Origin of the sequence: Pseudomonas sp. D3-27 (genome assembly GCF_051132165.1) — a bacterium.
GTDB lineage: Bacteria > Pseudomonadota > Gammaproteobacteria > Pseudomonadales > Pseudomonadaceae > Aquipseudomonas.
The window spans coordinates 2075175-2089223 of sequence record NZ_CP071667.1; the positions used below are offsets into that span (position 1 = coordinate 2075175).

Consider the following 14049-nt stretch of genomic DNA (forward strand, 5'->3'; position numbering starts at 1 on the left):
GCGCCCTTGCCTGAATAATCCAAGGAGTTTTCCCTATGCGCTGGAGCCATCGTCTAGCTCAGCTGTGTCTATCTGCCAGTATCCTGCTGGTACCGTTTGCCGCCCAGGCCGCCACGGAAGAAGATCCATGGGAAAGCATCAACCGTCCAATCTTCACCTTCAACGACACCATTGATACCTATGCGCTCAAACCGCTGGCCCAGGGTTATCAGTACGTGACGCCGCGATTCCTCGAAGACGGCATCCACAACATGTTTCGCAACATCGGTGACGTGGGCAACCTGGCCAACGACCTGTTGCAAGCCAAACCGGCCGCTGCGGGAGTCGACACAGCCCGTTTGATTTTCAATACCACGTTCGGTCTCCTGGGGTTTTTCGACGTGGGCACCAAGATGGGCCTGCAACGTAACGACGAAGATTTCGGCCAGACCCTCGGGTATTGGGGGCTGGGCAGCGGACCGTACCTGATGCTGCCGCTGCTGGGGCCGAGTACCCTGCGTGACGCGCCGGCCAAGTGGGTCGACAGCTACGCCACCCCTTACCCTTATATCGATAATGTCTCGGTCCGCAATTCGATCTGGGGCCTGAACATCGTCGACACCCGTGCCAGCCTGCTCTCGGCGGAAAAGCTCGTCAGCGGCGACAAGTATGTGTTCATCCGCAATGCCTTCCTGCAAAACCGCGAATTCAAGGTCAAGGATGGTCAAGTCGAAGATGATTTTTAATTTCCAATTGTAAGTTGCGGAGGCGGCCCAGATGGCCGCCTTCTTTGCTTTGGTAGGGTTCAAGCGCAGATTTGTCCTTCCATTGAGTTACGCTTCGCTCGGTTCTTATAACTCTCCGTGCTTTGACAAATAAAGACGGCAAGCGACGATTCGCATGAGCTTGAAACGCCCCGCGGATGGGAGTACCGTCTGCGCCTTAGAAGGGCACCTCTGGTGTAACCGTGTGTAGGGCGAAGGCCTGAAGCCGGTACGGCAGAGAGGCTAGAAAGCGAATCCAGTAGTGCGCGCAGGCCCAACGCCAAGCCCGCTACGCCAACCTAATTCTGGCGCCGTTTGCCCACATGCCAAAAACCAGTGCCACGCTGCTGATAATCGATGATGACGAAGTGGTGCGAGCCAGTCTCGCGGCCTACTTGGAAGACAGTGGTTTCAGCGTCTTGCAGGCCAGTAACGGCCAACAGGGTCTTCAGGTATTCGAGCAGGAGAAGCCCGACCTGGTCATCTGCGACCTGCGCATGCCGCAGATGGGCGGACTCGAACTCATTCGCCAGGTCACCGAGCTGTCGTCGCAGACCCCGGTCATCGTCGTTTCGGGCGCGGGTGTGATGAACGACGCGGTCGAGGCGTTGCGCCTGGGCGCGGCGGACTACCTGATCAAGCCCCTCGAAGACCTCGCGGTGCTTGAGCACTCGGTGCGCCGAGCCCTGGATCGCTCGCGACTGCTGGTGGAGAACCAGCGCTACAGGGAAAAGCTGGAGACCGCCAATCGCGAGCTCGAAGCCAGCCTGAACCTGTTGCAAGAGGACCAGAACGCCGGGCGCCAGGTGCAAATGAACATGCTGCCGGTGAGCCCCTGGACGGTCGATGGTTTCCGTTTTGCCCATCAGATCATCCCGTCGTTGTACCTGTCGGGGGACTTCGTCGATTATTTTCGTGTAGATGAGCGTCGCGTGGCGTTCTACCTGGCGGACGTTTCCGGGCACGGTGCTTCGTCGGCGTTCGTCACGGTGTTGCTGAAGTTCATGACCACGCGCCTGCTGTTCGAATCCAAGCGCAACGGCACATTGCCGGAATTCAAGCCTTCGGAGGTCCTTGGGCATATCAACCGGGGCCTGATCAGTTGTAAGCTGGGCAAGCACGTCACGATGGTCGGTGGAGTCATCGACGAGGAGACTGGTTTGTTGACCTATAGCATCGGCGGTCACCTGCCGTTGCCTGTGTTGTATACACCAGACAGTGTTCGTTACCTGGAAGGGCGTGGTTTGCCGGTAGGCCTGTTCAACGAGGCGACCTATGAGGACCACGTATTGGAGCTGCCACCGACATTCAGCCTGACGCTGATGTCTGATGGCATTCTGGACCTTTTGTCAGAGCCTACACTCAAAGAGAAAGAAGCGGCCTTGCCCGAGCGGGTGAGTGCAGCGGGCGGCAGCCTGGAAGGCCTGCGGCAAGTGTTTGGATTAGCCACGCTAGGGGAGATGCCGGATGATATCGCCCTGTTAGTGTTGAGCAGGAACCTTTGATGAGTACCGGTAGAATCCAGTTCGCCGAGCAGGACGGCACTTTTGTCCTGAAGTTTGTCGGTGAGGTGCGCCTGACCTTGTGTTCGGCGCTGGATGCGACAATAGAAAAGATCTTCACCGCGCTGAATTTCAGCGCCATCGTGATCGACCTGACCGAAACCCGCAGCATCGACAGCACTACGCTGGGCCTACTGGCCAAGCTGTCGATACTGTCGCGGCAGAAAGTCGGCCTGCTGCCGACTGTCGTCACTACCCACAACGACATCACCCGTCTTCTGCAATCGATGGGTTTCGACCAGGTGTTCAACATCGTCGGCGATCCGGTGCCATGCCCCGATTGCCTGGACGACCTGCCTGACCAGGACCAATCCGAGGAAGAAGTGCGGATCAAGGTACTCGAAGCCCACAAGATCCTCATGGGGCTGAACGACTCCAATCGCGAAGCGTTCCATGACTTGGTGAATGCGCTGGAGCGGCCTTGATTCTTGAGCCTGCGTAGGCCGGACTGACGCTTTCGCGAGCCTGCTTGCGAATGGCCTGGTCAGACGCCAGATTTCTCAGGCCGAGCCGCATAAAAAAGGGCGAACCCATCAGGGTTCGCCCTTTTGCATGCCTTGCGAATCAGCTCAAAGCTTGGCTTGCAGCAACGCTTCCAGCTTCTCCTGGTCACGAGCGAACTGACGGATGCCTTCAGCCAGTTTCTCGGTCGCCATGGCGTCTTCGTTGGACAACCAGCGGAACTGGGGCTCATTGAGGCTCAGGCGAGCTTCTCCAGCTTGCCCAGGTGCCAGTTTGCGCTCCAGCTTGCCTTCGTCGGCGGCCAGTTTCTCCAGCAGCTCAGGGCTGACAGTCAAGCGATCGCAACCGGCCAATTGCTCGATCTGGTTGAGGTTGCGGAAGCTCGCGCCCATAACCACGGTCTTGTAGTCATTGGCCTTGTAATAGTTATAGATGCGCGTCACGGACTGCACGCCCGGATCATCGGCGCCGGTGTAGTCGTTGCCGTTGGCCTTCTTGTACCAATCGTAGATACGGCCCACGAACGGCGAGATCAGGAAAACCCCGGCATCTGCACAGGCAGCGGCCTGGGCGAAGGAGAACAGCAGGGTCAGGTTGCACTGGATGCCTTCGCGCTCCAGTTTCTCGGCAGCGCGGATGCCTTCCCAGGTCGAAGCGATCTTGATCAGCACGCGGTCACGGCCAACGCCGGCCTTTTCGTACAGATCGACCAGCCGATGCGCGCGCTTGAGCATGGCTTCGGTATCGAACGAAAGGCGTGCATCCACTTCGGTGGAAATGCGCCCCGGAATCACTTTCAGGATTTCCTGGCCCACCGCAACACCAAAGCGGTCGCTGGCCAGGCCCACGTCGCCCTTGCAGTCCGCCACGCAAGCGTTCAGCAGCTCGGCATAACCGTGGATGGCCGAAGCCTTGAGCAGCAGGGATGGGTTGGTGGTGGCGTCGACGGGTTTGATGCGGGCGATGGCTTCGAAGTCGCCCGTATCGGCCACGACGGTGGTGAACTGCTTGAGTTGTTCCAGCTTGGAAGTCATGAGCGTGCTCTGTCCTATGGGTCCGTTGACATTACCCGAGGGCCGGCAGCCACTCAAGGGCGTGAAGAGGTATCGATGGCCCCAGCGGCAACAACCTGAAAACGGGTGTTTGAAAGGCCGGGGCAACTACCGGTAGATACGATGCCAAAACAGCGCGCAGGTTCAAAGCAAGTGATGGTTAACGCCCTTCCAGCAACTGGCCCGCCTGATCGAGCAAGGCCAACGGATCCTTGGTCTTGTGGATATCCACCGACAATAACTGCCGGAACCGCCGCGCGCCCGGGAACCCAGTGCCCAGCCCCAGCACGTGACGGGTGATGTGGTGCATGGCACCGCCTTGTGCCAAGTGATCGGCAATATAAGGCCGCAGCTGTGCCAAGGCCTCGGCACGAGTAATGAGCGGCGCAGTGCTGCCGAACAACTGTTGGTCCACTTCGGCCAGCAGATACGGGTTGTGGTACGCCTCGCGGCCCAGCATGACACCATCGAACGTTTGCAGATGTTCGTGGCAGGCCTCCAGTGTCTTGATTCCACCGTTGAGTACGATCTCCAGCTCAGGGAAGTCCGCTTTCAATCGGGCCACCACGTCATAGCGCAATGGCGGAATGTCGCGATTCTCCTTCGGCGACAACCCCTCCAGGATCGCAATCCGCGCATGCACGGTAAAACTGTTGCAACCGGCGTCACGCACGGTCCCGACGAACTCGCACAATTGCTCATAACTGTCGCGACCATTGATCCCGATCCGATGCTTGACCGTCACCGGAATCGACACGGCGTCGCGCATCGCTTTCACGCAATCGGCCACCAATTCCGGATGCCCCATCAAGCAGGCGCCGATCATGTTGTTCTGCACCCGGTCGCTTGGGCAGCCGACGTTGAGATTCACCTCGTCGTAGCCATGTTCCTGGGCCATTCGGGCGCAGGCCGCCAAGTCGCCGGGGACGCTGCCGCCCAGTTGCAGGGCCAGCGGATGCTCGGTTTCATGGTGGCGCAGGAAGCGTTCGTGGTCGCCGTTGAGCAAGGCACCGGTGGTGACCATTTCGGTGTAAAGCAGGGCGTGCTTGGAGAGGATGCGTAGGAAGAAGCGACAGTGGGCGTCGGTCCAATCCATCATCGGGGCCACGCTGAAGCGGCGGGAAACGGACTGTCGCAAAGTTTCTTGAAGAGGCATGGGAATCTGGAGGCAAATGCGGAGGCCGCACAGTTTATCAGGTATGGGGCGGCAGCGAATGCATTCAGCCCGGACTAGGCAGCCCACCCATTCACTGCGTCATGCCTATGCTGAAAACCGATTGGCTGCCGATTTCCATGAGGCTCAGTGCTCCGTCGGAAAAGGAGCAGCCAGTATCCATGTAGACAACGTTGCCGAGGCGGGTGACGCGCGGGACTGATGAGTGTCCGACATAAACTTCGTGGATGCCTTTGATTGGAGTCGGGTCCTGCTGTTCGATTTTGTCCCGGACATAAAGGGCTTGCGCCAAGGCTTGTTGTTCGGACTGCTTTCCTCGCGTTCCGGTAATGGCTTCCTTCGCATTCTGCCATTCATTTTCAAGCCCGACAGCTGGCGCTTGGGCATGTACTATCCCAACTGTTTTATCGTCGGATAACTTAACTTCGATAATGATCGGAAGTTGCTGAAGCGCTGCTAGAAGTTGCTCCTGGGTGGTCGGGCTCAACTCATAGAGCCAGGCGCCGCCGTTGCGGATGTGCCTGTGTCTGTCTCCGTGGCCGCAGATACCATCGATAACCATTTGCTCATGGTTGCCGCGTACCGCATGAAACCAGGGTTGCCCAAGCCAATTCAATACGTCCTCTGAGTCGGGACCGCGATCGATGAGGTCCCCCACGGAAAAAACCCGGTCTACTTCGGTATTGAACTCGAGTTTCGCCAAGGCCCTTTCCAGAAGCTTGAAATGCCCGTGGACGTCGCCCACGACAAAGTCTCGGCCTCGTTCATTCGGGGGGAACGAGGCGGTCTGGTTCATACATCGTCTTTCGGCAGGGTTGGCTGGCACGGAATGTATCGCTTAAGCAAAGAGCGCAGGTAACTTATGGTCGAGATTGTATCGGCTGTCCAATACACTTCTTGAAAACGGTTTCCATGGGATCGAGCACGCAGTTATAAGCCGCGATATTGGCATTGATCCATTCGTCTTTTTCGATTCCCCACCAACTTATTTCGAACCCGACATTCATGATGAGGTGCTCGAACAGGATGCGTTGGGCGCGGCCGTTGCCTTCACGAAAGGGATGGATGACGTTGATATCGGAATAGGCGTCCGCCACGGCGACTATGAGTTCATCCCGGCCCATTGCTTCGAACCAATTCGCTGCCGCCATGCGGGCGAAAATCTTTTCGGCTTCCTTCTCCATGTATTCCGGTTGGCAGAAGCGAGTGTCCTGCTTGGCCATGCCAACGGTCCGCAGCTGTCCGGCCCATTCGAACAGGTCTGCGAACAATGCGTGATGGATGTTCTGAAGGTAAGCCAGGCCGTAAGGGGGCGGGTTGAATTCAACACTGCTCGCCGCGATCGCCGAAAGCTGTTGTTCGGCTTCGCCCAGGGTGGGTTCGTCGTGTATATCGAGTTTGTTGCGCAGGACCGTGGAGCCGGGATAGCAGTAGGCGTCCTCGCCGACGCCATATTTGTCGGGCATCAGGCTCGGGTCTTGGTGAAGGTCTTCAACACGTCTTCACGGGATGGCAGCTTGCGTTCGCCGTCCTCGAAAGACACCTTGAAGCCCTCCAGGCGCAGGCTCGCTGCGTAGTTGGACCTACGAGTCCTGGCCGCGTAGGCCTTCTTTGTTTCAAGGCTGACAGTGCCCATGGGGTTGGACCTCGAATCACGTGGGTGAGCGGATTATAGCCCATCGCGTAGCCAATGAGCCCATCTGTCACTGTCGGTTCGGCGGCTGGATTGACCAACGGAGCTTGCAACACGGCGCATCTGCGAATACTGTTCATGCATCCAGTGTTCGAGTGTTTTCCATGCAACTCATTGCCAAGCTAGGCATTCTTGCCGATGCCGCCAAATATGACGCATCCTGCGCCAGCAGTGGCGCCCCCAAGCGCAGTTCGCGGGGGCGGGACGGGCTTGGGGCCACGGATGGCATGGGTATCTGCCATAGCTACACGCCAGATGGTCGCTGTGTATCGCTGCTCAAGGTGTTATTGACCAATTTCTGCCTGTACGACTGCCAGTACTGCGTGAACCGCCGCTCCAGCAATGTGCCGAGGGCGCGATTCTCACCCGAAGAAGTGGTCCGGCTGACCCTGGATTTCTATCGACGTAATTGCATCAGCGGCCTTTTCCTGAGCTCTGGCATCATTCGCTCGGCCGATTACACCATGGAGCAGTTGGTTCGAGTCGCGCGGTTGCTGCGCGAAGAGCACCAGTTCCGTGGATATATCCATCTCAAGACCATTCCCGACGCCGACCCGCTATTGATCGAAGAGGCCGGGCGGCTGGCGGATCGCCTGAGCGTGAATATCGAATTGTCCTCGGAGATCAGCCTCAAGCGCCTGGCGCCGGAGAAGCAACTGGCTACCATCCGTCAGGCGATGGGCACCATCCACGACGGCCAACAGGCGGTGGCGGGCGAGCCGCGGGCGCCTCGTTTTGCCCCGGCCGGGCAGAGCACGCAAGTGATCGTCGGGGCCGATGCCACTGACGACCACGCCATCCTCAGCAACGCCGAGTCGCTTTACCAGGGCTACGGCCTGCGGCGAGTCTATTACTCCGCCTTCAGCCCGATCCCCGAGAGCCCCGCCAGCGTGCCACTGGCCGCGCCACCTTTGCTGCGGGAGCATCGGTTGTATCAGGCCGACTTCCTCATGCGAGGCTACGGCTATAAGGCAGGCGAACTATTGAGCACATCCACCAACCTGGACCTGGACATCGACCCCAAGCTGGCCTGGGCATTGGCCAATCGTGATGTGTTTCCACTCGACCTCAACCGCGCCGAGCCGGCTTTGCTCGCGCGCATTCCCGGCATCGGCCTGCGCAGTGTCCAGCGGCTGGTGACACTGCGCAGGGAGCGGCGGATTCGCTACGACGACTTGGTGCAGTTGCGTTGCGTGTTGGAAAAGGCGCGTCCGTTTATCGTGACCAGCGATTACCGCCCCGCTGACGGCCAAGTGCGCAGCGGGCTGCTCCGAGCGCGCTTGCGCGACCCACAGCGGCCGGTGCAAATGGGGCTGTGGGCATGATCGCCCTCGATTGTGACGACGTTTTCAGCACCTGGCGTGACCAGGCCCGAACGCTGCTGGGCCACGGAATCGACCCCAGCGACGTGACATGGGCCCAGGGCCCGATCGCCGACCTGCTGGCTGTGCCGACGCCGCTGCCACAGGGCCCGGGGCCGTTCCAGACGCGCGTGCCGGCGGGGTTGTTGGGGCAATTGGAACAGGCCAGCCGCTACCAGGGCGAACAACGCTGGAATCTGCTGTACGAAGTGCTCTGGCGCGTCGCCCATGGCGACCGCACCGCAATGCTCGCTGGAGATCGATTGGGCAGCGAATTGCAACGGCGTATCAAACAGGTCAGCCGCGAAGCCCATCACCTTCATGCGTTCGTGCGTTTCGTACCGCTGCCGCCGGCGGTCGCCGAACAACTGCAGTTGGATCTTGTGGCTTTCCACCAGCCCGCCCACGACATCCTTGAAAGCGCGAGCGGGCATTTTGCCGAGCGATTGGGCCGGCAACGCTGGCTGATCGCAACGCCCCGCGATGGCATTCGTTTCGATGGGCATTCGCTGGACTATCAACGCCGTTGCCCTGAGCAATGGCAACAATGGGCTCGCCACGCCGAAGATCCCGGCGCGGAACTGTGGCGCACCTATTATCGACACATCTTCAATCCGGCGAGGCTCAACCCCACCGCGTTGCGCCAGCACATGCCGGGGCGATTCTGGAAGCACTTACCGGAAGGGGGTTTGATTCCTCAGCTGGTGGGGCAGGCGCGGCAGGGCAAGCAGAGGGATGGGCAGGCATTGGAAGTGGGGGAGAAAGTGGGGAAGCGGATAATCGCGGGCAGTGGGGCAGAGGTACGGGGCTGTAGACAGTCCTGAGCGCTCGATCACGGTTCACTTGTGCAGATTCCAAACAAGTTCTGTGCCGTCCGCGCTGTGTTCCGGCGCCAGCCATCCACCTAGGCTTCCCTTCATTCACTCCATGAAAGAAGGAACTGCCCATGCAAAGCTTTACCCGTCGATTGCTCACCGCCTGTGTATTCTCAGGCGTTCTCGCCAGTGCCGGCGCCTCGGCCGAGAGTCATCCAACCATTCGTGCAATGTCTGGCGCAGTGCCCGTGAGCCAGTTGCCTGCCGGTAAAACCGCGTTACTGGTGATCGATTTTCAGAATGAATACTTCACCGGTAAGATGCCGATCCCTGACGGCCCGGCAGCGCTGGCCAACGCCCGGAAGCTGATCGAATTCGCCGATGAACACAAAATGCCGGTCTACCACGTTCAGCACATCGCACCCGCCGGCTCCCCTGTGTTTGCCATCGACGGTGAAACCGTGAAATTCCATCCTGATATGCAGCCCAGGCCCAATGACCCGGTCTTGCAAAAAACCACCGTCAGCGTGTTCGGCAGTACCGATCTGGACAAGCGTCTGAAAGCCGGGGGTATCGAGAACGTGATCGTCTCCGGCCTCATGACCCATGCGTGCGTGGCGGGCGCTGCTCGGGATGCGGCACCGCTGAGCTATAACGTGTTGGTGGCGGCCGATGCATCAGCTACGCGTGCGATTACCCGGGTCAATGGGGAATCGATCGACAAGGACGCCTTGCACAAGGCTGCCCTCGCCGAGATTGAGGATACGTTCGGCGATGTGATGAACACCACCGAAATCATCAAGCTACCGGTGCGCTAAGCCCCCTATGAATCAGATGGTCGCCATGCGTGTGTTCCGCTGCATCGCTGAGGCCCAGGGATTCTCAGCCGCCGCTGAGCGGCTGAACACCACGCACTCGTCGGTTTCCCGGCATTTGCATCAGTTGGAATCCACGTTGGGCGTGCGTCTGGTCAATCGCAATACCCGCCGCATGAGCCTTACGGCAGCAGGGGAAAGGTACTACGCAGCCTGCGTGGATATCCTTGACCGAGTCGATGCCGCGTCCCAAGCCGTCGCGCTGGAACACGAGCGTCCCTTCGGGCTGCTTCGGATCAGCGCGCCGCTGGTGGTAGGCACCTTGGAGTTGGCGCATTGGTTGCCGGCCTTCCAGGCGCGGTATCCGGAGATCCAGATCGATTTGTCTTGCTCTGATCCGTTGGTCGATCTGGTGGCCGATGGCTTCGACGTCGCGTTGCGGATTTGCGGGCCCTTGGCCGACAGCAGCCTGGTCGCCCGTTTGCTCAGCGTTTCACCGCTGGTGCTGGTAGCGGCGCCGGCCTACGTGTTCAAGTGCGGTTTGCCTCGCAGTGCTGCCGAACTCAACGAGCATCGGTTGCTGACGTATGGGGCGACTCCTCAGTGGACGCTCACCAGCGCCAGGGAAGGCCCCGTCACTCTGGATTGCCAGGGCATTTTTCATACAGACACCATCACTGCCTTGCACGCTTATGCCTTGGCAGGCGGCGGCATAGCCGCGTTTACCCTGGCGACGGTGCAAGATGACCTGCTGGCCGGCAGGCTGGTGCGAATCCTGCCTGAGCACACCCTTGGGGAGCGGCACTACTACGCGCTTTACCCTCATGCCCGGCATCTGCCGGCCAAGGTGCGCGTGTTCGTGGAGTACATGACGCAGTATTACCGCGCGGTGTCAGGCGGATGAGCACAACGAAGCGCGCTCCAAGGTATTCCATGGCTTGCGCATGGTTGGCTTGCGGTTGGTGTAGGTGCAATGCAATCCCCCTGATCCTGGCGCGCAAATGTATTGCGCTGGCGGACCCGCAGGATGAGGCCGAGTCACCAAGGTGGAGCCGGGCACCACGAGTCAATCAGCTTTAATGGCATTTGCCGGCCTGCGCAACGCCGCGATATCCCGCTTCGGGGACGCGCCGAAGAGACGGCTGTATTCTCGGCTGAACTGCGAGGGGCTTTCATAGCCCACCTGGTAGGCCGCGCTCGCCACGTCCAAGTGCTCGTTGAGCATCAGGCGCTTTGCTTCGTTCAACCGCAGCCATTTCTGGTATTGCAGTGGGCTCATAGCCGTGAGCTGGCGGAAATGGTGATGGAACGTCGGGGCGCTCATCTGCACGCGCGACGCGAGGTCCTCCACACGTACAGACCCGGTGTAGTTGAGCTTCAACCAGTCGATGGCCTTGGCGATCCGGTAGCCTTGGCTGTCGACGGAGGCAATCTGCCTTAGCCGCGCGGCCTGGTCGCCCATCAACAACCGATAGTGAATTTCTCGCTGGATCAAGGGCGCCAGCACCGGGATGGCGTCGGGTTCATCGAGCAGGGCCAGCAGGCGCACGAACGGCTCGAGAAAATCCTGGGTGGCGGTGCCGATCCCCGCACCTATCCCGACGGCGCGCTCGACCCGTGGTATCACGCTGCCCTGGGCGATCAGATCCGCCACCATGCGCAAATCGAGTCGCATGACCAGCCCCAGGCAGGGCTGTTGCGGGCTGGCGGCCAACACTTCCGAGTTCGCAGGCATATCCAGCGAAGTCATAAGGAAACGTGCGGTGTCGTACCCATACGCCTGCCCCCCAATCCACACCTGTTTCATCCCTTGGGCGACGAGGACGATGCTCGGTTCGATCATGCAGGTCATGGGTGGGGCAGGGGCGTCGCGGCGGAAAAAACAAAGACCGGCAATTGACGTGTCAAAGTCGCCCGGTCCTGTCGTCCGGTTATCGATGAGGTTGGCGAGCCTCTGTTGGAGCGATCTGTCTTGGGCGGTCATGTCGATATCTGCGGGATTGAGAGCTATAGGCAGAACATTACCCCGCCAAGCGAAGCGTTGCCTATGGCAAACAGGCGGGTTCACAGGATCGGGCAAGAACTCCAGCGAAATGTTCTACCGGTCGCCCTTGCCGGTCGTTAAAACTGCACGTCACATTAAGCTCATCCGGAACGGCGCTCGCTCGCCGGGTCCATGCTCGGTGCAATCACTAGACCCAAGAGAGGGGCTCCGAGCCCATCAAGCAATTTCAGGATTTTCATGACCGATACCTCATTGCCAAAACCACAGGGCAAACCTGCATGGGGCGCTGTGCTCGCCATGTCGTTGGCGGCCTTTGCACTCGTTGCGTCGGAATTCATGCCGGTCAGCCTGCTCACACCGGTGGCCGCAGACCTGCACATCAGCGAAGGGCAGGCTGGTCAGGGCATCGCCGTTTCCGGTGCCTTTGCGTTAGTCACCAGCCTGTTCATCGCGTCGATCGCGGCGCGCATCGAACGCAAGTGGCTGCTCTCGGCGCTGACGCTGTTGATGATCGTCTCCGGAACGGTGGCGGCACTGGCGCCCAGTTATCTGGTTTTCATGGTCGGGCGGGCACTGATCGGCGTTGCTATTGGCGGCTTCTGGTCGTTGTCGGCGGCAACGGCCATGCGCCTGGTGCCGCAGGATAAAGTTCCCCGGGCCCTTGCCATCGTCAACGGGGGCAATGCCTTGGCCACGGTCGTGGCCGCGCCGTTGGGCAGTTTCCTGGGAGCGATCATCGGCTGGCGAGGTGCGTTTTTCTGCATCGTGCCCGTCGCTGCGCTCGCCCTGGCATGGCTGCTGATGAGCCTGCCGTCGATGCCCATCCAGGCGAAACGGGGCGCCGCCAATCCTTTCAGGCTGATGGCCCGGGCGCCGGTTGCGTTGGGCATGCTGGCGGTCAGCACGTTCTTCATGGGCCAGTTCATGTTGTTTACCTACCTGCGGCCGTTCCTGGAGAGCGTGACGCGGGTGGACGTCTCGTTGCTTTCGCTGATGTTGCTGGCGATTGGTCTGGCGGGATTGCTCGGCACCTTCCTGATCGGTGCGCTCCTCAAAAAAGGCCTGTATCGCACGCTGATCATCATCCCGCTGCTCATGGCCGCGATCGCCCTGGCCTTGGTGGGGTTCGGCAGTTCCGTGTCCATCACAGCCTTACTGCTCGGCCTCTGGGGCCTGGTGGCCACGGCCGCGCCTGTGGGCTGGTGGACCTGGCTGGCAAGGACGTTGCCGGACGATGCCGAGGCAGGGGGTGGGTTGATGGTCGCGATCGTTCAACTCGCCATTGCATCGGGGGCCACGGTGGGCGGCGTGCTGTTTGACTTGAGCGGTTATCGCGCGACCTTCGAGACCAGTGCCGCAGTCTTGGTCGTAGCCGCAATCCTCACCATTCTGGCAGCTCGGGCGGCGGCTCGACCATCGACACAAGCGTCGCCCACCGTGACATACAGCACGGGGCGTTGACTTGGGAGCCGTTGGGCGGCTGCGGTTGGTGGCACATTGATATCTTGGTAGACTTTGGACTCGTTATCTACCGAGTTGGTTAGTTGTGTCTACTGAGAGAATTCAACCCTTGGAGCAGGCCCTTCTGGCGGTAATAGCTGCTGCGGGAAAAATGGGCATCAGTTGCGATGAGTTATGCGCCCAGGCGGTGGGCGGCCTGGTGTCCGAACAACACTGGACCTGGGCGGATGCCCAACATGCGGAGCGTGCCGCCGACGAGATCGACAATGCCATGGCGATCCTCATTGACCGGCAAACAGGGACGCCAATCAAAAGCGGGCCCGATGCGGCATTTGAATCGAATCGACTCTGAGAACGGGCAATCCGTTGAATCCCCGTTTGTGCTTAAAGGCCCAAGCCTTCCTCGATGAACGACAGGAAAGTGTCTTCATCGAGGGTCACGGGTTCGGGCTTCTGCTGGCCGGTTGGCCGCAGATGCCAATGGGATTCGCCATGCATCCCCACCGTGCGCAGGATGCAGCGCTCCAATCCCTTCGTATGGATTTCGATGCATCCCTCGGCATCGGGGGAAAAGCGAGCGATCGGGTCGAGCAAGATGCGGCGGTGATTGCCCTCGATCACCAATTGGTCGATGGCATAGTTGTAAGTCGACCCGCTGGAATGGCTTTCAAACACATGGGTGGGGTTACGCCGGATAACCAGGCCCGCCTCACAGACCGGCGCCAGCCAGCTTTCAATCTGGCGGTACAGCTCGTACACCTGGCCAGGCCAGTGTTCAATCGCCAGATCGGCGCAATGGTCAGTGTCGGCCGGCGCGCGTTGGGCCTGCCTCAGCTTTGCTGCGAGTTCGTCTGCCTTGCTCATGTCGATTCCCTGTCGTGGTGATGGGTTGAGCTTAGCCGAAGG

General features: G+C 59.9%; 16 protein-coding genes. 9 read left to right on the top strand and 7 right to left on the bottom strand.

Annotated elements, in window-relative coordinates; genetic code table 11:
- The first annotated feature begins 35 nt into the window (after positions 1–35).
- The 3 genes from J3P92_RS09610 (at position 36) to rssC (ending at position 2730) form a co-directional block, all read left to right on the top strand.
- The gene (locus J3P92_RS09610; RefSeq protein WP_420764663.1) at positions 36–725 is read left to right on the top strand and encodes an MlaA family lipoprotein; all 690 of its coding nucleotides are present in this window, start codon (positions 36–38) and stop codon (positions 723–725) included.
- A gap of 341 nt (positions 726–1066) precedes the next feature.
- Complete coding sequence (rssB, locus tag J3P92_RS09615; protein ID WP_039589103.1) at positions 1067–2248, top strand: two-component system response regulator RssB; 1182 nt, start codon at positions 1067–1069, stop codon at positions 2246–2248.
- Entirely contained in the window at positions 2248–2730 is a 483-nt protein-coding gene (gene rssC, locus J3P92_RS09620) for an anti-sigma factor antagonist RssC (RefSeq protein WP_420764662.1), read from the top strand. Before rssB ends, rssC begins: the two co-directional genes overlap by 1 nt.
- A gap of 144 nt (positions 2731–2874) precedes the next feature.
- On the opposite strand, the gene tal is transcribed toward rssC, so the two are convergent.
- The 5 genes from tal to J3P92_RS09645 form a co-directional block, all read right to left on the bottom strand.
- Positions 2875–3801, bottom strand: coding sequence for a transaldolase (tal, locus tag J3P92_RS09625; RefSeq protein ID WP_420764661.1), 927 nt, complete (start codon positions 3799–3801; stop codon positions 2875–2877).
- A gap of 178 nt (positions 3802–3979) precedes the next feature.
- Positions 3980–4975 (bottom strand): tRNA dihydrouridine(20/20a) synthase DusA, encoded by a 996-nt coding sequence (gene dusA / locus J3P92_RS09630; RefSeq protein WP_434650538.1) that lies wholly within the window; start codon positions 4973–4975, stop codon positions 3980–3982.
- A gap of 91 nt (positions 4976–5066) precedes the next feature.
- Positions 5067–5789: a metallophosphoesterase gene (locus tag J3P92_RS09635; RefSeq protein ID WP_434650540.1), complete on the bottom strand. Its 723-nt coding sequence runs from the start codon at positions 5787–5789 to the stop codon at positions 5067–5069.
- Positions 5790–5853: 64 nt separating this feature from the next.
- Positions 5854–6459, bottom strand: a complete 606-nt coding sequence (locus J3P92_RS09640; protein ID WP_434650542.1) for a putative adenosine monophosphate-protein transferase Fic — start codon at positions 6457–6459, stop codon at positions 5854–5856.
- Positions 6459–6629 (bottom strand): YhfG family protein, encoded by a 171-nt coding sequence (locus J3P92_RS09645; protein WP_085987050.1) that lies wholly within the window; start codon positions 6627–6629, stop codon positions 6459–6461. The genes J3P92_RS09640 and J3P92_RS09645 overlap by 1 nt, the downstream gene beginning before the upstream one ends.
- A 161-nt stretch (positions 6630–6790) precedes the next feature.
- Between J3P92_RS09645 and J3P92_RS09650 the strand changes: the two genes are divergently transcribed.
- From J3P92_RS09650 to J3P92_RS09665, 4 genes are all read left to right on the top strand, one after another.
- Positions 6791–8011, top strand: coding sequence for a putative DNA modification/repair radical SAM protein (locus tag J3P92_RS09650; protein ID WP_434563302.1), 1221 nt, complete (start codon positions 6791–6793; stop codon positions 8009–8011).
- Complete coding sequence (locus J3P92_RS09655; protein WP_434610610.1) at positions 8002–8871, top strand: TIGR03915 family putative DNA repair protein; 870 nt, start codon at positions 8002–8004, stop codon at positions 8869–8871. The genes J3P92_RS09650 and J3P92_RS09655 overlap by 10 nt, the downstream gene beginning before the upstream one ends.
- Before the next feature lie 122 nt (positions 8872–8993).
- A complete protein-coding gene (locus tag J3P92_RS09660; protein WP_420764655.1) occupies positions 8994–9680 on the top strand; it encodes a cysteine hydrolase family protein in 687 nt (228 codons plus the stop codon).
- A gap of 7 nt (positions 9681–9687) precedes the next feature.
- Positions 9688–10581: a LysR family transcriptional regulator gene (locus J3P92_RS09665; RefSeq protein WP_434650544.1), complete on the top strand. Its 894-nt coding sequence runs from the start codon at positions 9688–9690 to the stop codon at positions 10579–10581.
- Between the two features lie 162 nt (positions 10582–10743).
- Here the strand turns inward: J3P92_RS09665 and J3P92_RS09670 are convergent, their stop codons facing one another.
- A complete protein-coding gene (locus tag J3P92_RS09670) occupies positions 10744–11661 on the bottom strand; it encodes an AraC family transcriptional regulator (RefSeq protein WP_434650546.1) in 918 nt (305 codons plus the stop codon).
- Between the two features lie 258 nt (positions 11662–11919).
- On the opposite strand from J3P92_RS09670, the gene J3P92_RS09675 reads away from it, so the two are divergent.
- Positions 11920–13143 carry an MFS transporter gene (locus J3P92_RS09675; RefSeq protein WP_434650548.1) on the top strand — a complete coding sequence of 408 codons (1224 nt, stop codon included), beginning with the start codon at positions 11920–11922 and terminating at the stop codon, positions 13141–13143.
- A gap of 109 nt (positions 13144–13252) precedes the next feature.
- Positions 13253–13495, top strand: coding sequence for a hypothetical protein (locus tag J3P92_RS09680; protein ID WP_434610621.1), 243 nt, complete (start codon positions 13253–13255; stop codon positions 13493–13495).
- Between the two features lie 32 nt (positions 13496–13527).
- Here J3P92_RS09680 and J3P92_RS09685 read toward each other — a convergent pair whose 3' ends face one another.
- Positions 13528–14007: a hypothetical protein gene (locus J3P92_RS09685; RefSeq protein WP_420764651.1), complete on the bottom strand. Its 480-nt coding sequence runs from the start codon at positions 14005–14007 to the stop codon at positions 13528–13530.
- Between the last annotated feature and the right edge of the window lie 42 nt (positions 14008–14049).